This is a genomic window from Streptomyces sp. NPDC006435, from assembly GCF_040612315.1.
In the GTDB taxonomy this organism is placed as follows: domain Bacteria; phylum Actinomycetota; class Actinomycetes; order Streptomycetales; family Streptomycetaceae; genus Streptomyces.
Window position 1 is genome coordinate 19,285 of the sequence record NZ_JBEXPY010000026.1, and the last position, 21,769, is coordinate 41,053.

At 71.6% G+C, this 21,769-nt stretch carries 18 protein-coding genes; 1 reads left to right on the forward strand and 17 read right to left on the reverse strand.

Going from position 1 to position 21,769, the window contains the following annotated elements; all coding sequences use genetic code 11:
* Positions 1-73: 73 nt before the first annotated feature.
* The 8 genes from ABZZ04_RS24060 to ABZZ04_RS24095 all read right to left on the reverse strand — a co-directional run bounded on the left by ABZZ04_RS24060 (position 74) and on the right by ABZZ04_RS24095 (position 10,126).
* The gene (locus tag ABZZ04_RS24060) at positions 74-1,519 is read right to left on the reverse strand and encodes a hypothetical protein (RefSeq protein ID WP_356934259.1); all 1,446 of its coding nucleotides are present in this window, start codon (positions 1,517-1,519) and stop codon (positions 74-76) included.
* Between the two features lie 115 nt (positions 1,520-1,634).
* The gene (locus ABZZ04_RS24065; protein ID WP_356934260.1) at positions 1,635-3,068 is read right to left on the reverse strand and encodes a GH1 family beta-glucosidase; all 1,434 of its coding nucleotides are present in this window, start codon (positions 3,066-3,068) and stop codon (positions 1,635-1,637) included.
* 26 nt (positions 3,069-3,094) lie between these two features.
* Positions 3,095-4,126, reverse strand: a complete 1,032-nt coding sequence (locus ABZZ04_RS24070) for an ABC transporter ATP-binding protein (RefSeq protein ID WP_356934261.1) — start codon at positions 4,124-4,126, stop codon at positions 3,095-3,097.
* The gene (locus tag ABZZ04_RS24075) at positions 4,123-5,148 is read right to left on the reverse strand and encodes an ABC transporter permease (protein ID WP_356934262.1); all 1,026 of its coding nucleotides are present in this window, start codon (positions 5,146-5,148) and stop codon (positions 4,123-4,125) included. Before ABZZ04_RS24075 ends, ABZZ04_RS24070 begins: the two co-directional genes overlap by 4 nt.
* Positions 5,149-5,152: 4 nt before the next feature.
* Entirely contained in the window at positions 5,153-6,133 is a 981-nt protein-coding gene (locus ABZZ04_RS24080) for an ABC transporter permease (RefSeq protein WP_356934263.1), read from the reverse strand.
* Complete coding sequence (locus tag ABZZ04_RS24085) at positions 6,130-7,242, reverse strand: ABC transporter ATP-binding protein (RefSeq protein WP_356934264.1); 1,113 nt, start codon at positions 7,240-7,242, stop codon at positions 6,130-6,132. The genes ABZZ04_RS24080 and ABZZ04_RS24085 overlap by 4 nt, the downstream gene beginning before the upstream one ends.
* A 52-nt stretch (positions 7,243-7,294) precedes the next feature.
* Positions 7,295-8,968, reverse strand: coding sequence for an ABC transporter substrate-binding protein (locus ABZZ04_RS24090; RefSeq protein WP_356934265.1), 1,674 nt, complete (start codon positions 8,966-8,968; stop codon positions 7,295-7,297).
* Between the two features lie 183 nt (positions 8,969-9,151).
* Entirely contained in the window at positions 9,152-10,126 is a 975-nt protein-coding gene (locus ABZZ04_RS24095; RefSeq protein ID WP_356934266.1) for a LacI family DNA-binding transcriptional regulator, read from the reverse strand.
* Between the two features lie 299 nt (positions 10,127-10,425).
* Here ABZZ04_RS24095 and ABZZ04_RS24100 point away from each other — a divergent pair, with 299 nt between their 5' ends.
* Positions 10,426-10,908, forward strand: a complete 483-nt coding sequence (locus tag ABZZ04_RS24100; RefSeq protein ID WP_351835574.1) for a hypothetical protein — start codon at positions 10,426-10,428, stop codon at positions 10,906-10,908.
* 62 nt (positions 10,909-10,970) lie between these two features.
* On the opposite strand, the gene cimA is transcribed toward ABZZ04_RS24100, so the two are convergent.
* The 9 genes from cimA to ABZZ04_RS24145 all read right to left on the reverse strand — a co-directional run bounded on the left by cimA (position 10,971) and on the right by ABZZ04_RS24145 (position 21,439).
* The gene (gene cimA / locus ABZZ04_RS24105) at positions 10,971-12,578 is read right to left on the reverse strand and encodes a citramalate synthase (RefSeq protein WP_356934267.1); all 1,608 of its coding nucleotides are present in this window, start codon (positions 12,576-12,578) and stop codon (positions 10,971-10,973) included.
* A gap of 341 nt (positions 12,579-12,919) precedes the next feature.
* Positions 12,920-14,254 carry an MFS transporter gene (locus tag ABZZ04_RS24110; protein WP_356934268.1) on the reverse strand — a complete coding sequence of 445 codons (1,335 nt, stop codon included), beginning with the start codon at positions 14,252-14,254 and terminating at the stop codon, positions 12,920-12,922.
* 131 nt (positions 14,255-14,385) lie between these two features.
* A complete protein-coding gene (locus ABZZ04_RS24115; RefSeq protein ID WP_356934269.1) occupies positions 14,386-14,991 on the reverse strand; it encodes a TetR/AcrR family transcriptional regulator in 606 nt (201 codons plus the stop codon).
* 3 nt (positions 14,992-14,994) lie between these two features.
* Positions 14,995-16,008, reverse strand: a complete 1,014-nt coding sequence (locus tag ABZZ04_RS24120; RefSeq protein ID WP_356934270.1) for an agmatine deiminase family protein — start codon at positions 16,006-16,008, stop codon at positions 14,995-14,997.
* A gap of 19 nt (positions 16,009-16,027) precedes the next feature.
* Positions 16,028-17,716, reverse strand: a complete 1,689-nt coding sequence (locus ABZZ04_RS24125) for an urease subunit alpha (RefSeq protein ID WP_356934271.1) — start codon at positions 17,714-17,716, stop codon at positions 16,028-16,030.
* The gene (gene ureA / locus ABZZ04_RS24130; RefSeq protein WP_356934272.1) at positions 17,713-18,393 is read right to left on the reverse strand and encodes an urease subunit gamma; all 681 of its coding nucleotides are present in this window, start codon (positions 18,391-18,393) and stop codon (positions 17,713-17,715) included. The genes ABZZ04_RS24125 and ureA overlap by 4 nt, the downstream gene beginning before the upstream one ends.
* Before the next feature lie 270 nt (positions 18,394-18,663).
* Positions 18,664-19,752: a branched-chain amino acid aminotransferase gene (locus tag ABZZ04_RS24135; RefSeq protein ID WP_356934273.1), complete on the reverse strand. Its 1,089-nt coding sequence runs from the start codon at positions 19,750-19,752 to the stop codon at positions 18,664-18,666.
* Between the two features lie 241 nt (positions 19,753-19,993).
* Positions 19,994-21,034 (reverse strand): 3-isopropylmalate dehydrogenase, encoded by a 1,041-nt coding sequence (locus ABZZ04_RS24140; protein ID WP_356934274.1) that lies wholly within the window; start codon positions 21,032-21,034, stop codon positions 19,994-19,996.
* A gap of 276 nt (positions 21,035-21,310) precedes the next feature.
* Positions 21,311-21,439, reverse strand: coding sequence for a hypothetical protein (locus ABZZ04_RS24145; RefSeq protein ID WP_262376265.1), 129 nt, complete (start codon positions 21,437-21,439; stop codon positions 21,311-21,313).
* Between the last annotated feature and the right edge of the window lie 330 nt (positions 21,440-21,769).

Genomic DNA, 21,769 nt, shown 5'->3' on the forward strand with positions numbered 1-21,769 from the left:
GAATCGGCCGATACCAGACATAACTTCAGGTCTAGCACGAATCACATCCGCACGAGAGGCCGCCGCCGGGGGCTCAGAACCCGCCGCCGTCGAAGCCCCCGCCTCCCCCGAAGTCGCCGCCGCCGAATCCGCCGCCGTCGAAGCCCCCGCCGTCGAAGCCCGAGGAATCGAAGTCCGCTCCGGAGAAGTCACCGCCGCTCCAGTCGCCGGGGCCGAAGTCGCCGCCGCCGTACTCCGCCGCGTACGCCGGGGTCGACAGCATGGAACCGAGCATCGTGCCGACGAGCAGTCCGGGGAGCAGCCCGCCGCCGAAGTAGCCGCCCGCCCAGGGGCCGTACGCCGGGCCAGCCTCCCAGTACGGGCGACGTCGGCCGTCCCCGGTGTCGACGGTGCGGCCGAGGGGTTCCTCGCCCGCGCGCAGCCTGGTCGCGTCCACCGCGCAGACCGGGATCTCGCGGGCCGTGCCGCCGGCCGGGGACCACCGGACGTCGGCGACCGAGGGGCCGTGGCGCGGGTCGAAGAAACACGGCGGGCGGCGGGCGGGCGGCTCGCGGCCGGCGCGGCGGGCCTCCAGGACGGCCAGGGAGAACCGGCCGTCCTCCAGGGCCCGGGTGACCTCGCGCACGTCGGACGGGTGGCGGGCCCCGGCCATGCGGGACTTCGCGGTCTCGTAGGAGTCCAGTGCCCGTTCGTAGTCCGCGCGCATGGTGTCGTCGGCGCCCGGTTCCGCGGGGTGGAAGTCGAGCCGGTCCAGGGTCTCGCCGTACGCGGTGATGTCCTCGTCCACGACGACCCGGAGCTTGTCGAGGGCGGCGCGTTCCTCTTCCTCCTTGCGCCTGCGGTTGCGGCGGACGACTCCGTAGGCCGTGCCGCCGCCCAGCACCAGGATGCCGCCGGCCACGATCAGCGCGGTGGTGGACGACGGGCCTCCGCCACCGTCGGACGAGCCGCCCCAGGAGGCGGGGGCGCTGCCGCGGGCCTGTTCGACGGCCCGGTCGACGAAGGCGTTCAGCTGGGTCGCGGCGTCGGTGGCCGTGCCGGGCGCCTTCACCGCCGCGGTGAGGTTGTCGACCGCCCGGGTGGGCATCACCTGCGGGTCGGCGCCCGCGTCGAACGCGTCGCCGAGGCGGACTGCGTAGACACCGGTGATTCCGGTGTCGGTGCGCAGGGTGGCCAGCAGGTCCTGTTCGGGGAACGCCGCGGTCCGGGGCAGTACCGCCACGAACACCGGTTTGTCGGCGTCCTCGATCTTCTTCGTGAGCGCGGCGGCCTGTGCCGGGGAGAGCTGGCCGGCCGCGGCCGGGTCGACGTACACCGGGCTCCTGCGCAGCGCCCGCGCGACCTCGTCGATCGTGGTGGCGCGGGCGGTGGCGGAGCCGACGGCGGACGTGCCGGCCGCGGCGGAGCCGGCCTCGGCGGCACCGGTCGTCGCGGGCGTACCGGGTGCCGTGCCGAGGACGGCCGCCGCGAGGGTCAGCAGCAGACCGGCCGACAGGGACGGGAACCTTCTGTTCCGCATACTTCGAAGCTAACCCGGACGGGGCATTCGTGCGCCGTCGTCCGGGCCGCCGGTTCCGCGACCTGCCCGCCGGGCCGCCCTCGCGAAGGGGCACCCGGCCATGAGCTGTCCGGTGTCAGTCGTGGTCGGTGTTCCGGGTGAGGCGGATGGTGTCGCGGTACCACAGGGCGCTGTCCTTGGGGGTCCGCTCCTGGGTGTCGTAGTCGACGCGGACGATGCCGAACCTCTTGTCGTAGCCGTAGGACCATTCGAAGTTGTCCATCAGCGACCAGGCGAAGTAGCCCCGCACGTCGGCCCCGGCGGCGCGGGCCGCGGCCACGGCGTCGATGTGGTCGGCGAGGTAGGTGGTGCGGTCGGCGTCGTGGATCCGGCCGTCCTCGGCGACGGTGTCGTCGAACGCGGCGCCGTTCTCGGTGACGACGGTCGGGAGCCCGTAGTCCGCCTCCAGGCCGACCAGCAGGTCGGTGAGGGCGGTGGGGGTGATCTCCCAGTCCATCGCGGTGCGCGGCAGGTCGCGCTCCACGCCGCGGGTGACGGGCAGCCCGTCGGCGTCCACCGGGGAGCCGTCCTCGGTGACCCCGGAGAAGAGGGCGCCGCGGTAGAAGTTGACGCCGAGGACGTCGAGCGGGGTGGAGATGACCTCCAGGTCGCCCTCCTCCACCGGGAGCGCGACGCCCTGCAGGGCGAGGTCGGCGACGACGTCCTCGGGGTAGACGCCCTTGACCAGCGGGTCGAGGTAGAGGCGGCGGCCCATTCCGTCGGCGCGGCGGCAGGCCTCGGCGTCCTCGTGGCTGCCGGTCTCGGGGGTGGCGGTGCCGAGGTTGAGCGTGATGCCGAGTTCGAGTGCGTCGCCGCGGGCGGCGGCCGTCCCGCGGATGTGCCGGGCGGCGAGGCCGTGGCCGAGGAGGAGGTGGTGGACGGCGCGGACGGCGGCGCCGAAGTCCTTCCGGCCGGGTGCCTGGTTGCCGTGGGCGTAGCCGAGCATGGCCGAGCACCAGGGTTCGTTCAGCGTGGTCCAGTGCTTCACCCGGTCGCCGAACGCGTCGTGGGCGAGGGCTGCGTACTCGGCGAAGCGGTACGCGGTGTCCCGGGCCGGCCAGCCGCCCGCGTCCTCCAGCTCCTGCGGGAGGTCCCAGTGGTAGAGGGTGATCCAGGGGGTGACGTCCCTGGCCTCCAGCTCGTCGAGCAGGCGCTTGTAGAAGTCCAGGCCCTTCGCGTTGGCCGGGCCCCGGCCGCCCGGCTGGATGCGCGGCCAGGCCAGCGAGAAGCGGTACGTGTCGACGCCCAGGTCCGCGATCAGCCGTACGTCCTCGGGCATCCGGTGGTAGTGGTCGCAGGCCACGTCGCCGTTCTCGCCGCGGACGACCATGCCGGGCACCCTGCAGTAGGTGTCCCAGATGGACGGGGTGCGGCCGTCCTCGGCGGCGGCCCCCTCGATCTGGTAGGCGGCGGTGGCGACGCCCCAGCGGAAGTCGGCGGGCAGGCCGGGCACGGCGCGGGCGGCGATCTCGCGCGCGTACGCCTGGTTCCGGGAAGTGACGGGGTTCATGGGTCTCCTGTGGTGTGGGAGGGGCGCTACGGGCGGGATGTCGCTGCTGCGGCCGGGACGGGGGCCGGCGGGTGGAGCCAGCAGGCCACCGTGCGCGCCCCGTCCCCGTCCGGCGCGGCGAGCACCGGGACGCGGGTGGCGCAGGCGTCGACCGCCCTGTCGCAGCGGGGGTGGAAGGCGCAGCCGGCCGGCATCGCGGACAGGTGCGGGGGCGACCCGGGGATGCCGGTGAGTTCGCGGCGCGGGCCGTGCAGGGCGGGGAAGGAGTGCAGCAGGCCGTCGCTGTAGGGGTGGCGCGGGTCCCGGTAGATCTCCGGGGCCGCGGCCTCCTCGACGATCCGGCCGCCGTACATGATCGCGATCCGGTCGGAGAACTCGATCAGCAGGGAGATGTCGTGGGTGATGAAGACGACGGAGAAGCCCAGCCGCTCGCGGAGCGCGACCAGTTGACGCAGGATCTGGCGCTGCATCACGACGTCCAGCGCGGTGGTCGGCTCGTCCATGATGACGATCTCTGGTTCCAGCGCGAGCGCCATCGCGATCATCACGCGCTGTCGCATGCCGCCGGAGAGCTGGTGCGGGTAGGCGGCGAGCCGGTCGGCGGAGATGCCGACGAGGGCCAGCAACTCCTTGGCGCGGGCGGTGCGTTCGGGCCGTTTCATGTGCGGGCGGTGGGCCCGGAGCACATCGGTGAGCTGGCTGTGCACGGTGTGCACCGGGTTGAGCGAGTTCATCGCGCCCTGGAAGACGATCGACAGCTCCTGCCAGCGGAAGGCCCGCAGCCCGGCGGGCGACAGGGACAGCAGGTCGAGCACCCCGCCGTCGCGCCGGTGGTGGTGGACCTCGCCGCCGGTGATCACCCCGGGCGGCTGGAGCAGCCGGGTGACGGCGTACGCGAGCGTCGACTTGCCGGACCCGGACTCCCCCGCCAGGCCCAGGACCTCGCCCCGGTGCAGGGTGAGGTCGATGTCGCGCAGCGCGTGCACGGCGCCGTCCCCGGTTCCGTAGTCCACGTTCAGTCCGCGGACGGTGAGGACGGGCTCGCTGCTGCTGCTCATGAGCGGGTCTCCTTGTCGTGCGTACCGGCTCCGGGTGCCGCAGGGGTATGCGCCGCGGGGGTACGCACCACGGGGGTGAAGCCGACCCGCATCCGGACCTTCCCGGACGTGCCGGTCTCCGTGCGCAGGCGCGGGTTGACGAACTCGTCGATGCCGAAGTTGATCAGGGCGAGCGACATGCCGAGCAGGGCGATGCAGACCCCGGCCGGCACGAACCACCACCACGCGCCCTGGGCCAGGGCCTGGTTGGACTGCGCCCAGAACAGGACGGTCCCCCAGTTCCAGTCGGAGATGTCGGCGACGCCGATGAAGGCGAGCGTGATCTCGGAGAGGATCGCGAAGACGACCGTGCCGACGAAGCCGGAGGCGATGACGGCCGTCAGGTTCGGCAGGACCTCGAAGAGGATGATCCGCCAGGTCGGCTCGCCGGTGGCGCGGGCCGCCTCGACGTAGTCCCGGCGCCGCAGCGACAGCGTCTGGGCGCGCAGCACCCGTGCGCCCCATGCCCAGGAGGTGAGGGCGATGACGGTGGCGATGAGCAGGTCGCCCGCGTCGGAGACGAAGCTGGCGATGATGATGATCAGCGGCAGCCCCGGGATGACCAGGAAGACGTTGGAGAGCAGCGAGAGCAGTTCGTCGGCCGTGCCGCCGAGGAAACCGGCGCTGACCCCGATCAGTACGGAGAGGATCGTCGCGAGCGTCCCGGCGACGAAGCCGACGACGAGCACGCCCCGGGTGCCGACGAGGATCTGCGAGAACACGTCCTGGCCGGTCTGCGTGGTGCCGAACCAGTGGTCGGCGGAGGGCGGTTGGAGCAGCCGGTCGCTCATGGCGCCGGGGTCGTACGGCGCGATCCACGGTCCGACGACCGCGAGCACGGCGAAGAAGGCGAGGATGCCGAGGCCGACGGCGGTCTTGCGGCCGCGCAGGAAGCGCAGCCCGCGCCGGCCGGGGGCCGGGGGTGCGGACGGGGGCGCGGGCGCGTCGGCCGCGGTGGTGGCCTCTGCGGTGGGGGCGGTCATGTCCCTAGGCCTCCCTTCGGGTACGGGGGTCGAGGGCCATGTAGATGACGTCGGCGAGGAGGTTCGCCGCGAGGACGGAGAGCGTGATGATCAGGAAGACGCCCTGCATCAGGGGGTAGTCCTTGGCGCCCACACCCTGGAAGAGCTGGTAGCCGATGCCGGGGTAGGAGAAGACCATCTCCACCAGCAGCGTGCCGCCGACGATGAAGCCCAGCGAGAGGGCGAAGCCGGAGATGTTGGGGAGGATCGCGTTGCGCGCGGCGTAGCCGAACATCACCCGGCGCTCGGAGAGCCCCTTGGCCTGGGCGACCATGACGTAGTCCTCGGAGGACACCGTCACCATCATGTTCCGCATGCCGAGGATCCAGCCGGCCACGGCGCTGAGCACGATGGTGAGGCCGGGCAGCACCCCGTGGTACAGCGCGCTGGAGACGAACGGCCAGTCGAAGGCGGGCACGAGCGAGTTGTCGTAGCCCCCGGCGGCCGGGAAGAGCGGCCACTTCACGGCGAACAACGCGATGGCGATGAGGCCGAGCCAGAAGTACGGGATGGCCGAGATGAAGGTGGTGACGGGCAGCAGCCCGTCCAGCCAGGAGCCGCGCCGCCAGCCGGTGAGGATGCCGATGCCGGTGCCGAGCAGAAAGCTGATCAGGGTGGTGATGCCGACGAGTGCGAGCGTCCACGGCAGCGACTGGGCGATCACCTCGCCGACCGGTGTCGGGAAGAAGGTGAAGGACAGGCCGAGGTCGCCGTCGAGCAGGTGCGCCCAGTAGTCGGTGTACTGCTGCCAGAGCGACTGGTCCCGGTCGAGGCCGAAGAGCGCCTTGAGGGAGTTCACGGCGTCGGTGTCGAGCTGGCCCTGGAAGCGGGCGAGCAGCGCCTGGACCGGGTCGCCCGGCATCAGGCGCGGGATCAGGAAATTGACGGTGATCGCGGCCCAGGCGGTGACCAGGTAGAACGCGAGCCGCTTCAGGAGGTACTTCACTTCGCGGCCTCCTTCCGGAGCGCGCCGCCGGTGCCGGCGCCGGTTTCTGCTTCGGTCTCGCTCTTGGCCTCGGGCGCGCCGTCCTCGTACAGCCAGCAGGCCGCCCACTGCCCGTCGGCCAGGTCGAAGCGCGGGGGCCGTTCGGCGCGGCAGCGTTCCATGGCCTTCGGGCAGCGGGGGTGGAAGCGGCAGCCCGTGGGCGGGGATATGAGCGAGGGCGGTTCGCCGCTCCCGGCCTCCTCCTGGTCCGCCCCGGCGACGACCCGGTCGGGGTCGGGCGCGGAGGCGATGAGGAGCTGGGTGTAGGGGTGGGCGGGGTGCTGGGTGACGGTCTCGCTGTCGCCGCCCTCGACGATCCGGCCCGCGTACATGACCAGTGTGGTGTCCGCGAAGTACCGGGCGGACGCGATGTCGTGGGTGATGTAGAGGATCGCCAGGCGCAGCCGGTCCTTGAGGTCCGCCAGCAGGTTGAGCACCCCGAGCCGGATCGAGACGTCCAGCATCGAGACGGGCTCGTCGGCGAGCAGGACCTGCGGGTCGGTGCCGAGCGCGCGGGCGATGGCCACGCGCTGGCGCTGCCCGCCCGACAGCTCGTGCGGGAACCTGTCCAGGTACTGGTGGGCGGGGGTCAGCTGGACCCGGTCCAGCAGGGCGGTCAGGTTCCGCTCCAGCTCCGCCTCGCCGCTGCCCGCCCGGCCGTGGATGCGCAGGGACCGGGTGAGGTGGTAGCGCACGGTGTGCACCGGGTTCAGCGAGGCGAACGGGTCCTGGAAGATGAGCTGGACCCGGCGTACGTAGTCCCGGAAGGACCGGCCGCGCCCGGCCTTCACCGCCGTGCCGTCCAGCCGGATCTCGCCCCCGGTGAGCGGGTACAACTGGGCGAGCAGCCGGGCGACGGTGGACTTGCCGGAGCCGGACTCCCCCACCAGTGCCGTGACGGTGCCGCGCCGCAGCTCCAGCGAGACGTCGTCGACGGCGTGGACGGTGCGGCGCCGGCGTGCGAGGAGGTCGCGCGCGGTGCGGCGCACGGGGAAGTGCTTGGTGACTGAGCGTGCTTCGAGCACGATGTGATTCGGTGCGGGCTGATTCGGTGCGGGCTGATTCGACATGGCCGGTCCCTGTGTCCCGTGTTCCGTGTTCCGTATCTCCTTGTCCCCGGCCCTACTTGGCGGGCTTCAGCTTCAGCACGATCTGCAGCGCGGTGGGCTGCGTGTGCTGCGGCGGGGCGTACGGGTCGGCCTCGGTGGGCCAGCCCACCCAGTTCTTCGTGGAGTACTCGGCCCCGATGGGGGCGGCGGCCGTGGGGATCATCGGCGCCTGCTCGACCATGATCTTCTGGAGGGTGTTCATGGCCGTGGTGCGGGCGGACTCCTCGGTGGCGGTGGCGAAGTCCTTGAGCGCCGCGGTCGCCCCGTCGTTCTCGAACCGGCCGAAGTTGCCGAGCTGGGACGCCTTGCCGACGGGCTGGAGGAGCGCGCCGTCCATGATGTTCTGGTACATGTCGTACGGGGTGGCGCCGCTGTTGGTCCAGTGCAGGGTGGCGTCGAAGTTGCCGTTGGCCACGTCCGCGCCCCACGCCTCGGCGGTCTGCGTCTTGACCTCGGCCTCGATGCCGAGCTGCTTGATGTCGTCCTTGATGATCGCGAGCCCGGTGATGTAGTCGTTCCAGCCGGCCGGGTCGGTGAAGGTGAGCTTCACCGGCTTGCCGTCCGGGTCCTTCAGCACCCCGCCGCTCAGCTCGAACCCGGCGTCGGCGAGGACCTTCCTGGCTCCGGCGATGTCCGGCTTCGTGGTGGCGTTCTTGTACGCGGGGGCGAGGAAGGACTCACCGGCGGGCAGCGGGATGCCGGTCGGGTTGGTGATCTCCGGGTAGAGCGTCGCCTGGGCCTGGGTGTGGATCGCCTTCCGGTCGACGACCATCGCCATGGCCCTGCGCAGCGCCGGGTTGTCGAGCGGCTTGCGGGTGGTGTTGAACCAGAGTCCGTGGATGCCGAGACCGGAGGGGAACCACAGCTTGTGGTTCTCGGGGTCCTTGGCGACGAACAGCTGCTTGTGGTTCGGCATGAAGACGAACGACCACTCGACCTTGCCGCCCGCCAGGGCCGTGGTCGCGGCGCTGTTGTCGTTGTACGCGGTGTAGCGCAGCTCCTTGACCTCGGTGGCGCCCTTCCAGTACGCGGGCGTGGCGGTCAGTGTCGTGGTCTGCGGGGTGAACGTCTTGAGCTCGTACGGGCCCGAGCCGACCGGGGTGCGGTTGGGCCAGGTCTCGGGGTTCTCGACGCCCTCCCAGATGTGCTTGGGCACCACGAACTGCTGGGTGATCTTGTTCTGGTTGACGTACTGGGACTCCTTGAAGGTCAGCTCGACCGCCTTGCCCCGCACCGTGATCCCGTCGAACGGGATGCCGTTGCCGTTCAGCGCCGGGTGCTTCTTCAGGAGTTCGAAGGTGTACGCGACGTCGTCGGCGGTCAGCGGCTTGCCGTCGGCCCACTTGGCCCTGGGGTCGAGGGTGAAGGTGACCTTGGTGAAGTTGGACTCCCACTTCCAGTCGGTCGCCAGCCAGGGGGTGGCCCTGTCCGCGGGCTTGATCTGGTTCGTCATGGCGAGCGGCTCGTAGATCATGAACCGGTAGCCGAGCGTGGCACCCGCCGAGGTGCTCAAAAACGGGTTGCTGTTGTCGGTCTGCGGACCGTCGGGCTTGCCCAGGGTCAGCACGCCGGACGCGCCGCCCCCTTTGCCGGCACCCGAGTTGGCGGACGAGCAACCGGCGGCGAGCGCGACCGTGGCGGTGGCGATCGAGAGCGCTCTCAGAACGGCGTGACGTCGTGCGGACATGGCGACTCCAGGAGGGAGGTTCGGAAGGTTCGGAGGACGTGCGGAGTGCTTCGGGGTGCGTACGGGTGCTTCGGGGTGCGTACGTACAGGTGCTTCGGGGTGCGTTCGGGCACTCCGGTACGTGCGGAGTGCTTCGGGGGGGGCGTACGGAGGACCGGGCGGCCGGCGGAACCGGCCGTACCGCTACGGCGCCGAGTGGCGCACGACCAGTTCGGTGGGCAGCACGACCGGAGCGTCGGGCGCGGGCGCGCCGCCGAGGCGGTCGAGCAGCAGCCGTGCGGCCGTCTCACCCATCTTCCGGGTGGGCTGGCGCACGGTGGTCAGTGGTGGTTCGGTGTGTTCGGCCATCGGGATGTCGTCGAAGCCGACCACGGCGATGTCGTCGGGCACGGAGCGCCCGGCCGCGCGCAGCGCCCGCAGCGCCCCCGCCGCACTGATGTCGTTGTGCGCGAAGACCGAGTCGAACTCCGTTCCGGTGGCGAGGAGTTGCTCCACCGCCGCCCGGCCGCAGCCTTCGGTGAAGTCCCCGTCGGCGACGAGACCGGTGGGCAGGACCGCGCGGAACCCGTCCAGCCGGTCGCGCACGCAGCCGAAGTGCCGGGGCCCCGTGACGACCAGGGGCCGGGAGCGCCCGGCGGCCAGCAGGTGCCGGGCCGCGGACGCGCCTCCTTCGCGGTTGGTGGTCACGACGGAGGGGAACTCGGGGTGGTGGCCGCGGTCGTCGATGAGCACGATCGGCAGGCCGCCCCGGTGCAGTGCGGTGAGGTGGTCGAGGGTGTTCTCGGGTTCGACCACCAGGAGCCCGTCGAAGGCGCGCGCCGACACCTGGTCGGTGAAGCGCCGTACGGATTCGGCGCCCCGGTTGCAGGTGAAGAGCAGCAGCCCGTGGTCGGCGGCCTCGACGGTGTCGACGACGCCCTGGAGCACCTCGCCCATCCACGGCCAGGTGAGCGAGGGCACCAGCATGCCGACCGTACGGCTGCTGCCGCGGGCCAGTCCGACCGCGCCCGAGCTGGGTACATAGCCGAGCTGTGCGATCACTTCACGAACGCGGGCGGCCGTGGTTCCGTCCACCTCGCCCTTGGCGTTGACCACCCGGGACACGGTCGTCTTGCTGACCCCGGCCTCGCGGGCGACATCGGCGATGGTGACACGCATCCAGGGCCTCCGGGCGGGACGGGACGGGGAGTCGGAACCGGTTCCGGTACCGGTTCCGGAACCGGTACCGGCGTTGCGGCGTGAGTTAACCCCGCCGGAACAGTGCCGTCAACACTTCACGCCGAAATTGGTCCGGACCCATTTCCCTTGCAGGCGGGGCGAGTTGTGCGTTCGACTCGTGAACACAACACTCCCTCTTGACGTGGCCGCGCAGGGGCAGTTCACTCATGTCGCGTCCGCCCGGACGGCGCCGTCGGCCCCGTCCGGGGGTCCGGGTCAGGGAACCGGGCCGTGGAACGATGATCGCCATGACAGGTCAAGTCTGGGTGTCACTCATATCGTTGGGCGGCGTCGTCCTCGGCGGCGTGCTGTCCTACCTCGTCCAGCACCGGACCCAGCGGTCGGCGGAACGCGCCGAGCAGCAACGACAGCGGATCGCGCTGTCGGAGACCCGGCGCGCGGAACGGCTGGCGCTGCTGGAGCGATTCATCGAGGTCTCGGCGGAGGCGGAGCGCTGCGCGTACACCCGGCCGTCCGAGTGGGAGGAGACCGACGACTGGTACCTCACGACCCGGGACGTCATGTCCCGGTTCTGGGTCGCCGACCGGCTCCTGCGTGTCCAGTTCCCGGCATCCGTGCACGAGGTCGCGCACGCGCACTTCCTCGACCTCAACCGGACCGTGTGGCACGGACTGCCCGACGGCGACGGCGAGAGCCTGCGGGACCTCCTGGAGATCAACCGGTCGGTGTTCCTCGACGCGGCCCGCGAGGTCATGGGGTAGCCCCACCCCTCCCCGAGGGGCCCCGCGCGCCGCCGGGCGACGCGCGGGGGCGTGCCCGGCGGTTACTCCGTCGGCTCGACGCCGGCCCGCAGGAGGCCGTAGGTGTACGCGTCCTCCAATGCCTGCCAGGACGCGGCGATGACGTTGTCGGCGACGCCGACCGTGGACCATTCGCCGTTGCCGTCGGCCGTGGTGATGAGGACGCGGGTGGTGGACTCGGTGCCGGTGCGGCCCTCCAGGATGCGGACCTTGTAGTCGGTCAGCTCCAGCTTGGCGAGCTGCGGGTGGAGCCGTTCGAGGGCGACCCGCAGCGCCCGGTCGAGGGCGTTGACCGGGCCGTTGCCCTCGGCGGTGGCGACGATCCGCTCGCCCTTGGCCCAGAGCTTCACGGTCGCCTCGTTGGCGTGCGTGCCGTCGGGGCGGTTCTCGACGATGGCGCGCCAGGACTCGGTGCGGAAGTAGCGGCGGGGTCGGCCCTCGGCCTCGGCGCGCAGCAGCAGTTCGAAGGAGGCGTCGGCGGCCTCGTAGGTGTAGCCCTTGAGCTCGCGCTCCTTGACCCGCTCCACGACCCGGCCGACGAGCTCGCGGTCGCCGCCGAGGTCGATGCCGAGCTCCTTGCCCTTGAGCTCGATGGAGGCGCGGCCCGCCATGTCGGAGACGAGCATCCGCATCGTGTTGCCGACCAGGGCGGGGTCGATGTGCTGGTACAGGTCGGGGTCGACCTTGATCGCGGAGGCGTGCAGTCCGGCCTTGTGGGCGAAGGCGGAAACACCCACATAGGGCTGGTGGGTGGAGGGCGTCAGGTTGACGACCTCGGCGATGGCGTGCGAGACGCGGGTCATGTCGGCGAGGGAGCCCTCGGGGAGGACGCTCTTGCCGTACTTGAGTTCCAGCGCGGCGACGACGGGGAAGAGGTTGGCGTTGCCGACCCGTTCGCCGTAGCCGTTGGCGGTGCACTGGACGTGCGTGGCGCCCGCGTCGACGGCGGCGAGGGTGTTGGCGACGGCGCAGCCGGTGTCGTCCTGGGCGTGGATGCCGAGCCGGGCGCCGGTGTCGGCGAGGACGGTGGAGACGACCGCGTGGATCTGGGCGGGGAGCATGCCGCCGTTGGTGTCGCAGAGGATGACGACGTCGGCGCCCGACTCGGCGGCGGCGCGGACGACCGCCTTGGCGTACTCGGCGTTGGCGCGGTAGCCGTCGAAGAAGTGCTCGCAGTCGACGAAGACCCGGCGGCCCCGCTCCCGGAGGAAGGAGACGGTGTCGCGGACCATCTCCAGGTTCTCCTCCAGCGTGGTGCGCAGCGCGAGTTCCACGTGGCGGTCGTGGGACTTGGCGACCAGCGTGATCACCGGGGCGCCGGATTCCAGCAGCGCCTTGACCTGGGGGTCCTCGGCGGCCCTGCCACCGGCCCTGCGGGTGGCGCCGAAGGCGACCAGTTCGGCGTTCTCGAACTGGATCTCCTGCCGCGCGCGGGCGAAGAACTCGGTGTCGCGGGGGTTGGCGCCGGGCCAGCCGCCCTCGATGAAGCCGACGCCGAAGTCGTCCAGGTGCCGGGCGATGGTCAGCTTGTCCGCGACCGTCAGGTTGATGCCTTCACGCTGGGCCCCGTCGCGCAGTGTGGTGTCGAAGACGTGGAAGCTGTCGTCGGTGGCCTTGGCCTTGGTGGTCATGCTGGTCTGACTCCTGTCGGATGAGCGGATCCGGACTATCTGGCTCCACTTGCCCCCATCATCCCGCGTGCGCCTCGCCCCGGCCGAGGTGAGGGCCGGAAAACGAAAAAACCCCTCGCGGGTGCGAGAGGTCTGCGCGCGGGTCTGGGGCACGGTGGCCGCGCCGCACGTGATGATGCGGGGCGGTCACTGCGGACCGGCGCGCCTGCTGCCGATAATCATGACGGACGAAGGCACGGAGGCAGTCTTGCACAGGGCCGCCTCCGTGCCCTTCCCCGTCTCAGGATGCGGGCGCGCCGCTCGTCCCGGTCAGGACTCGGACGTGACGCCGCTCGTCCCCGTCAGGGCGCGGGCGTGGCGCCGGCCGCTGCGGACTTCCGTGCGCCGCCCCGGTCCGCGTCCTTGGTGCCGATCCGGCCCAGGTCGATGTTGCGGGTCTCGCGCATGGTCAGGTAGACCACCAGGGAGACCGCGGCGCAGCCCGCCACGTACCAGTAGAAGCCGGACTCGATGCCCGCCTTCTTGAACCAGAGCGCCACGTACTCGGCGGTGCCGCCGAAGAGCGCGTTGGCCAGGGCGTACGGGAGGGCGACGCCCAGGGCGCGGATGCCGGTCGGGAACAGCTCCGCCTTCACACAGGCGTTGATCGAGGTGTAGCCGGTGACGATCACCAGGGCGAGCAGCGCCAGCCCGAAGGCCGGCCAGAAGGTGCCCGCGTGCTTGAGCATGGTCATGATCGGCACGGTCAGGAAGGTGGAACCGATGGCGAAGCCGATCAGCAGCGGGCGGCGGCCGATCCGGTCCGAGAGCATCCCGGCCAGCGGCTGGAGGCACATGAAGACGAACAGCGCGCAGAAGCTGACGAGCGAGGCGGTGGACTTCTCCATGCCCGCGCTCTTGGAGAGGAACTTGGTGAGGTAGGTCGTGTACGTGTAGTAGGCGACGGTCCCGCCCATGGTCAGCGCCATCACGAGGAACGCCTCGCGCCTGTGCTGCCACAGCGCCTTCAGGGTGCCCCGGTCCTCCTGGTCGGCGGCGCCGGACTCCGCGTAGACCTCGGTCTCCAGCATGTTGCGGCGCAGGTAGAAGACGATTCCGGCGCCGAGCGCGCCGACGACGAACGGGATGCGCCAGCCCCAGTCGTGCAGGGCCGCCTCGGACATGTTGCGCTGCAGGACGATCTGGAGGCCGAGGCCGACCAGCTGTCCCGCGGTCATGGACACGTACTGGAAGCTGGAGGCGAAGCCGCGCCGTTCGGGGGCCGACGCCTCGGTGAGGTAGGTGGCGCTGGCGGCGTACTCGCCCCCGACGGACAGGCCCTGGAGCAGCCGGGCCACCAGCAGGACGGCGACGCCGCCGTATCCCGCGACGTCGTACGTCGGCGCGATGGCGATGAGGATCGCGGAGGCCGACATGAGGGTGACGGTGAGGGTGAGCGCGGCCTTGCGCCCCTTGCGGTCACCGATCCGGCCGAGCAGCCAGCCGCCGACCGGCCGCATGAAGAAGCCGACGGCGAAGATGCCCATGGTGTTCATCAGGTTGGCGGTCTCGTTGCCCTCGGGGAAGAACGAATCCGCGAAGTAGACCGCGAAGGTGGCGTACACGAACCAGTCGAACCACTCGACCATGTTGCCGGCCGAGCCGACCCAGATCTTCTTCCACTGCTCTCGTCCCATGGTCCGCCACCGTGCCCGACCGGGCGGGAACACAACAAGGGCGCAACGGGCAACGATCGCGCGTACTTACGTGCGTTTCGTTCACGGTGGGGGTACGGCCGCGCCGCCGGGCGGGGCTTTCGGAGCACGCCCTAACGGGCCGCGAGCGACTCCTCGACGAACTCCTCCGCCTCGGCGAGGACCCGGGAACGTCCGGTGCCGGGTATGCCGACCGCGACGTGGACGCTGAAGCCGTCGAGCAGCGCGCGCAGCCGGGTCGCGAACCGTTCGGCGTCGACGGCGCGGAACTCGCCGCCCGCGACGCCCTCCCGCACCAGGGCCACCAGGTCGTGGTGCCAGGCGTCCTCGATGGCGGCCTGCCGGGCGCGCGCGTCGTCGTCCGCGTCCCGCGAGCGGTTCCACACCTCCAGCCAGAGCGTCCAGTGCGGGTCGTGGTCGCCGTCGGGGAGGTACAGGTCGATGTACCCGTCGAGCCGTTCGCGGGCCGTCACCCGCCCCGCGAGCAGGGCGCGCCGCCGCTCGCCGAGCCGTCCCTCGCTCCACTCCAGGGTCTGGAGCAGCAGCTCGTCCTTGGTGCGGAAGTAGTAGAGGAGGTGTCCGCTGCTCATGCCGACCTCGCGGCCGAGTCCGGCCATGGTGAGGCCGTCGAGCCCCCGTTCGGCGATGGTGGCCATGGCTGCGGCCAGCAGTTCCTCACGGGGCGGGGCGGTGTTGCGACGGCGTGGCGCGGGGGGCACGTTTCAGACCTTCGGCTGCTGCTGTGTGATGCAGTGGATGCCTCCACCGCCGGCAAAGATGGTACGGGCGTCGACGAGCGTCACCGTACGGTCGGGGAAGAGTTCACCGAAGATCTCCGCCGCCTCCTTGTCGCGCGGGTCGTCGAAGGCGCACAGGACGACGCCGCCGTTGCAGAGGTAGTGGTTGATGTAGGAGTAGTCGACCCACTCCCCGTCGGCCTTCAGCACGGTGGGCGCCTTGACCTCGACGACCTCCAGGGAGCGGCCCCGGGCGTCGGTGGCCGCGCGCAGGATGCGGACGGTCTCGCGGGTGATCTCGTGGTCGGGGTGGGCCGGGTCGGGCTGGACGTGGACGACGACGGTGCCGGGACGGGCGAACGCGGCGACGATGTCGACGTGGCCGAGGGTGCCGTACGTGCCGTAGTCGCCGGACAGTCCGCGCGGCAGCCAGATGGCCTTCTCGGTGCCGAGCCGGGCGTGGATCTCGGACTCGACCTGCTCGCGGGGCCAGTCGGGGTTGCGCTCCTTGCCGAGCTGGACGGTCTCGGTGAGCAGGACGGTGCCCTCGCCGTCGACGTGGATGGCGCCGCCCTCGTTGACCAGGCGGGAGCCGTGCACGGGCACGTCGGCGAGTTCGGCGACGGAGCGGGCGATGTGCCGGTCGTGCTCCCAGCGGGCCCAGCCCTGGGCGCCCCAGCCGTTGAACGTCCAGTCCACGGCGGCCAGTTGCCGCCCGTCGGTGACGAAGGTGGGGCCGATGTCCCGCATCCAGGCGTCGTCCAGGGGGCGGACGGCGAGCTCGACGTCCGGGCCGAGGAGGGCGCGGGCGCCGTCCTCCTGGCCGGGGCCGACGACCATCGTGACGGGTTCGAAGCGGCGGACGGCGCGGGCCACGGTGGCCCATGCCTCGCGGGCCGCGGTCAGTTCGGCGTCGGTGTCGAAGGTGGGGTTGGGGCCGGGCCAGGCCATCCAGGTGCGTTCGTGCGGGGCCCACTCGGGCGGCATGCGGAAGGTCATGAGGCGTCCTGAAGGGGTGTCAGAGGAAGTAGAGGCGGTTGAGGGAGACGGAGTCGGCGGGCTCGGAGCGCAGCGGGTCGCCGTCCAGGGCGACCAGGCCGCTGCGGGCGTCCACGGTGACCTCTCCGGTGCGGGAGTTGTGCACGAGGTCGCCGGGGCCGATGCCCCGGGTGCCGCGCACCCCGACGCGGCGCCGGCGGGTGGGCATCGAGTCCGCGCCCAGCTGGGTCGCGGCCTGGGACACGAAGGCGACGGAGAGGTCGGCGGCGGTCGCCCCGTACGCCCCGAACTGCGGTCCGAGCACGAGCGGTTCGCAGGTGTCGGTGGCGGCGTTCGGGTCGCCGGTGACGCCGTACGCGGGGAAGCCCGCCTTGAGCACCAGCTGCGGCTTGGCGCCGAAGAACTCGGGTCGCCACAGCACGATGTCGGCCATCTTGCCGGTCTCGATGGAGCCGACCTCGTGCGCGAGGCCGTGGGCGATGGCGGGGTTGATGGTGAGCTTGGCGATGTAGCGCAGCACCCGGGCGTTGTCGTCGTCGGGGCCGTCGCCGTCCATCGGGCCGAGCTCGGCCTTCATCTTCCCGGCCATGGCGAAGGTGCGGCGCACCGTCTCGCCGGCCCGGCCCATGCCCTGGGCGTCGGAGGAGGTGATGCCGATGGCGCCCAGGTCGTGCAGTACGTCCTCGGCGCCCATCGTCCCGGCGCGGATGCGGTCGCGGGCCATGGCGGCGTCGCCCGGCAGGTCCGTCTTGAGGTCGTGGACGGAGACGATCATCCCGTAGTGCTCGGCGACGGCGTCCCGGCCGAAGGGCAGGGTCGGGTTGGTGGACGAGCCGATGACGTTCGGCACGCCGGCCATCTTCAGGACGTTGGGGACGTGTCCGCCGCCGCAGCCCTCGATGTGGAAGGCGTGGATCGTGCGGCCCTCCAGGACGCGCAGGGTGTCCTCGACCGACAGGCACTCGTTCAGCCCGTCGCTGTGCAGGGCGACCTGGACGTCGTGCTCCTCGGCGACCCGCAGCGCGGTGTCCAGGGCGCGGGTGTGGGCGCCCATGTCCTCGTGGACCTTGAAGCCGCAGGCCCCGCCCTCAGCGAGCGCCTCGACCAGCGGCGCCCCGTGGGAGGAGGAACCGCGGCCCAGGAAACCGATGTTGACCGGCCAGGCGTCGAAGGCGTTGAAGGCGTGGCGCAGCGCCCAGGGCGAGTTGACGCCGACGCCCCAGACCGGGCCGAACTCCTGGCCGATGATCGTGGTGACGCCGGAGGCGAGCGACGCCTCCATGATCCGCGGCGAGAGCAGGTGGACGTGGGTGTCGACGGCGCCCGCCGTCGCGATCATGCCCTCGCCGGAGACGATCGTCGTGCCCGTGCCGACGACGACGTCCACCCCGTCGAGGGTGTCGGGGTTGCCGGCCCGGCCGATCGCCGAGATCCGGCCCTCGCGGATGCCGATCGAGACCTTGCGGATGCCCTGCACGGCGTCGATGACCAGCACGTTGCTGATGACGACGTCGCAGGTGTCGCGGACGGCGGCGGCCTTGAGGTGCAGTCCGTCGCGGGCAGTCTTGCCGAATCCGGCGAGGAACTCCTCGCCGTACGCCTGCGCGTCGGACTCGACGCGGACGGTCAGCCCGCTGTCACCGAGCCTGACCCGGTCCCCGGCGCGCGGGCCGTGCACGGAGGCGTACTCGTACGGGTCGATGCTCATCGTCCTGCTCCCAGGTATCCGCAGGCCGCGGCGCGCCGCAGGGCCTCTTCCCTCGCGCCGGGCGCGTCGAGCGGGCCGTCGACCAGCCCGGCGAAGCCGATCGCGATCCGGTCGCCGCCGATGGGCACGAGCCCCACCTCGACCGACTCCCCCGGCCCGAAGCGGACCGAGGACCCGGCGGGGACGCACAGCCGCATCCCGTACGCGGCCGAGCGGTCGAAGTCGAGCCGCGGGTTGGCCTCGAAGAAGTGGTAGTGCGAGGTCACGGAGACCGGCACGGTCGCGGTGTTGCGGACGTCCAGCCGCACGGCGGGCTCCGGCTCGGGCCCGGCGGGTCCGGGGAGGACGGCCCCCGGTGCCCGGTCGCCGAGGCTCCCGCCCAGCGGGGCGGAGACCACGGCGAGCCGCGAGCCGTCGTCGAAGACGGCCTCCACGTGGACCTCGGTGACGACGTCGGCCACGCCGGGCAGCACGTCGTCCGGGCCGAGCACCGAGCGGGCGGCCTCGATGGCCTCCGCCAGCCGGAGTCCGTCCCGGGCGGCCTCGCAGACCGTGTCCGCGATCAGCGCGGTCGCCTCGGGGACGTTGAGCTTCAGCCCCCGGGCGCGGCGGGCCCTGGCCAGTTCGGCCGCGCCGAAGAGCAGCAGCCGGTCGCGTTCCGTAGGGGTCAGTCGCACGTCTCCACACCTTCCGGTTAGAGCAGCACTCTAACCCGGGGTTAGAGTGCTGCTCCAACAATGACGGATGTCGCCCCCGTCACAGCCGGACGCCGCCCGCATCGCACGCGGGAACCACCGGCCGCCGACGCCTCGCACGGGGCCGCCGTTCCCGGCACCCCCTGACGGCCCCGCGCCCCGGGAACGCACAGGGCCGCGCCCGGCGGACGGCCGGGCGCGGCCCTGTGCGTGTGCGTCGTGCGCGGCTCCGGCCGGACGGCCGGGGTTTCCTCAGCCGAGCGGGTGCATCCAGCCGTGGGTGTCCTCGACGACCCCGCGCTGGATGTCCAGCAGCCGCTCGCGCAGCTTCATCGTGACCTCGCCGGGCTCGCCCCCGCTCTGGACCCACTCGCCGCTCTCGCACTTGACGGTGCCGACGGGGGTGATGACGGCCGCGGTGCCGCAGGCGAAGACCTCGGTGAGGGTGCCGTTCGCGGTGTCGTCGCGCCACTGGTCGATGGAGACGCGGCCCTCCTCGGACTCGTAGCCGAGGTCGCGGGCGACCTGGAGCAGCGAGTCACGGGTGACGCCGGCGAGCAGGGAGCCGGTCAGCGCCGGGGTGACGATCCTGTTCCCGTACACGAAGTACAGGTTCATGCCGCCGAGTTCCTCGACCCACTTGTGCTCGACCGCGTCGAGGTAGGCGACCTGGTCGCAGCCCTTGGCACTGGCCTCGGCCTGGGCGAGGAGGGACGCGGCGTAGTTGCCGCCGGTCTTGGCGTCGCCCACGCCGCCGGGGACGGCGCGCACCCGGTTCTCGGAGAGCCAGATGGAGACGGGCTTCACACCGCCGGGGAAGTACGCGCCGGCGGGCGAGGCGATCACCACGAACAGGTACTCGTTGGCGGGCTTCACCCCGAGGCCGACCTCGGTCGCGATCATGAACGGGCGCAGGTAGAGGGACTCCTCGCCGCCGTGCGGGGGAACCCAGGCGTTGTCCTGCCGGACCAGCAGGTCGCACGCCTCGATGAAGGTCTCGACGGGCAGCTCCGGCATGGCCAGGCGGCGCGCCGACGCCTGGAAGCGCCGGGCGTTGGCCTCGGGACGGAAGGTGGCGACACTGCCGTCGGGCCGGCGGTACGCCTTGAGACCCTCGAAGATCTCCTGCGCGTAGTGGAACACGGTGGTCGCGGGGTCGAGCGCGAGCGGGCCGTAGGGGATGAGCTGGCCGTCGTGCCAGCCGCGGCCCTCGGTCCACCGGATCGTCACCATGTGGTCGGTGAAGCGGCGGCCGAATCCGGGGTTGACCATGCTGGCCTCGCGCTCCGCGTCGGACAGCGGGTTCGCGGAGGGCTTGAGCTCGATCGTGGGCGTCGTCATGAGTGCGTGTCCTTCACCTGTTGTGTGTGTGGGACCGCGCTCACGCCTCTCCCGCCGGGCAGGTACTAGGACGTCCGAGCTTCAGTACGAGCCGCGGCCCCGTTCGATTATCGCTCCGGGGCAGCCTGGCACGAAATGACGCGAATGCGGTCCAGTGGTCGATGGTGGCACCCGGGGGCCGCACAGGAGAAGCCGCCGGGTGCTGTCGCCACCCGGCGGCCTCGTGAGTGGAGTCGTCGGGTCAGCCCGCTACGCGTACCGCGAGCTCGTCACCGATCCGGTCGGTCGTACGGGCCGTGCCGTCGCGCTCCGCGAGGTCGGCGGAGACGGCGTCCTCGATGCGCACGGCCTCGGCCTCGTGCCCGAGGTGGCGCAGCAGGAGGGCGACGGAGAGGATCGTGGCGGTCGGGTCGGCCTTGCCCTGCCCCGCGATGTCGGGGGCGGAGCCGTGGACCGGTTCGAACATCGACGGGAAGGCGCCCGTCGGGTTGATGTTGCCGGACGCGGCCAGGCCGATGCCACCGGTCACGGCGGCGGCCAGGTCGGTGAGGATGTCGCCGAAGAGGTTGTCGGTGACGATGACGTCGAAGCGTTCCGGCTGGGTGACGAAGAAGATCGTCGCCGCGTCGACGTGCAGGTAGTCCGTGGTGACCTCGGGGTACTCGGTCGCGACGCGGTCGAAGATGTTCTTCCACATGTGGCCCGCGTACACCAGGACGTTGTTCTTGTGAACCAGCGTCAGCTTCTTGCGCGGGCGGGCGTTCGCCCGCTCGAACGCGTCACGGACGACGCGCTCGACGCCGTACGCGGTGTTGACGCTGACCTCGGTGGCGACCTCGGCCGGGGTGCCGGTGCGCAGCGAGCCGCCGTTGCCCGTGTACGGGCCCTCGGTGCCCTCCCGGACGACGACGAAGTCGATGTCCGGGCGGCCGGCCAGCGGGGTCGCGGTGTTCGGGAAGAGCTTCGACGGCCTCAGGTTGATGAAGTGGTCGAAGGCGAACCGCAGCTTCAGCAGGAGCCCGCGCTCCAGGACCCCGGACGGCACGGAGGGGTCGCCGATCGCGCCGAGCAGGATGGCGTCGTGCCCCTTGAGGGCTTCGAGCTCCGCGTCCGGGAGGGTTTCTCCGGTGCGGTGCCAGCGCCGGGCACCAAGGTCGTACTCCTTGGTCTCCAGCTTCACGTCCTGCGGAAGCACGGCCCTGAGAACCTTGAGGCCCTGGGCCACGACCTCCTGGCCGATTCCGTCACCGGGGATCACTGCGAGATTGATGCTGCGAGACATGTCCGCACCTTACTGCCCGTCCCACCTCATGACATACGACGTCCACCATATGGACGAACGGGGAGCTGTGCGTGCACCGTTCGGCCACCCGGCGGGGCGGTGACGGTCCGGTCGGCACCCGGCACCGGGACCGGCCCGCGGCGGGGCTGCACCCGCTCCGGCGGCCGGCCCGGAAAGCCGACCGGCCCCCGAGGCCGGTCGGTCGACGGCGATCAGCGGCGGTCGGCGGCCGGTCCCCGCGGACCGGTGCCGGAAGCCGGTGTCAGCAAGCCGGTGTCAGTGGCCCGTGGAGCCGCCGTTGTCCCGGCGGTCGAGGGCCCGCTGCAGGGCGGCGGCGGCGTTCTGGCGCTCCGACTCGGTCGGGCGGTGGGTACGGCGGACGCGGCGGACGGTCGTCTGGGCCATGGTGGATCGACTCCTTGAGATCGCGAGGATTTCGAGATCGAAAAAGCGTGAGGGCGATTTCGAGATCAGGATTTCGAGGTGCCGGAAGGGGCGGAGGCGGGCGCCGCAGGGGTTGCCTGCACGGGGCGCGCGCTCAGGACCGCCAGTCGCTGGTTCCAGCGAGACGTTCGGCTCCTACAAAGCTAGGGCAGCCCGGCCGGTCTGTCTCCACAATTACTCGGACTTCCTACTATCTGAGACGGAGGTTTGCGCCCGACCGCCCCCGATCCCCTCGCGAGAGCCCGTACGGCAGCCGATCGTCCCTGGTGGAAGGGGGTGAGGCGGTCGATC

What these genes read in the sequence shown, in the direction of transcription:
- ABZZ04_RS24070 (WP_356934261.1), bottom strand. Translation starts at nt 4,126, where the DNA reads ATGAGCAGCAGCAGCGAGCCCGTCCTCACCGTCCGCGGACTGAACGTG.
- ABZZ04_RS24060 (WP_356934259.1), bottom strand. Translation starts at nt 1,519, where the DNA reads ATGCGGAACAGAAGGTTCCCGTCCCTGTCGGCCGGTCTGCTGCTGACC.
- ABZZ04_RS24140 (WP_356934274.1), bottom strand. Translation starts at nt 21,034, where the DNA reads ATGTCTCGCAGCATCAATCTCGCAGTGATCCCCGGTGACGGAATCGGC.
- ABZZ04_RS24095 (WP_356934266.1), bottom strand. Translation starts at nt 10,126, where the DNA reads ATGCGTGTCACCATCGCCGATGTCGCCCGCGAGGCCGGGGTCAGCAAG.
- ABZZ04_RS24090 (WP_356934265.1), bottom strand. Translation starts at nt 8,968, where the DNA reads ATGTCCGCACGACGTCACGCCGTTCTGAGAGCGCTCTCGATCGCCACC.
- ABZZ04_RS24065 (WP_356934260.1), bottom strand. Translation starts at nt 3,068, where the DNA reads ATGAACCCCGTCACTTCCCGGAACCAGGCGTACGCGCGCGAGATCGCC.
- ABZZ04_RS24120 (WP_356934270.1), bottom strand. Translation starts at nt 16,008, where the DNA reads ATGACCTTCCGCATGCCGCCCGAGTGGGCCCCGCACGAACGCACCTGG.
- ABZZ04_RS24145 (WP_262376265.1), bottom strand. Translation starts at nt 21,439, where the DNA reads ATGGCCCAGACGACCGTCCGCCGCGTCCGCCGTACCCACCGCCCGACC.
- ABZZ04_RS24125 (WP_356934271.1), bottom strand. Translation starts at nt 17,716, where the DNA reads ATGAGCATCGACCCGTACGAGTACGCCTCCGTGCACGGCCCGCGCGCC.
- ABZZ04_RS24135 (WP_356934273.1), bottom strand. Translation starts at nt 19,752, where the DNA reads ATGACGACGCCCACGATCGAGCTCAAGCCCTCCGCGAACCCGCTGTCC.
- cimA (WP_356934267.1), bottom strand. Translation starts at nt 12,578, where the DNA reads ATGACCACCAAGGCCAAGGCCACCGACGACAGCTTCCACGTCTTCGAC.
- ABZZ04_RS24100 (WP_351835574.1), top strand. Translation starts at nt 10,426, where the DNA reads ATGATCGCCATGACAGGTCAAGTCTGGGTGTCACTCATATCGTTGGGC.
- ABZZ04_RS24110 (WP_356934268.1), bottom strand. Translation starts at nt 14,254, where the DNA reads ATGGGACGAGAGCAGTGGAAGAAGATCTGGGTCGGCTCGGCCGGCAAC.
- ABZZ04_RS24085 (WP_356934264.1), bottom strand. Translation starts at nt 7,242, where the DNA reads ATGTCGAATCAGCCCGCACCGAATCAGCCCGCACCGAATCACATCGTG.
- ABZZ04_RS24075 (WP_356934262.1), bottom strand. Translation starts at nt 5,148, where the DNA reads ATGACCGCCCCCACCGCAGAGGCCACCACCGCGGCCGACGCGCCCGCG.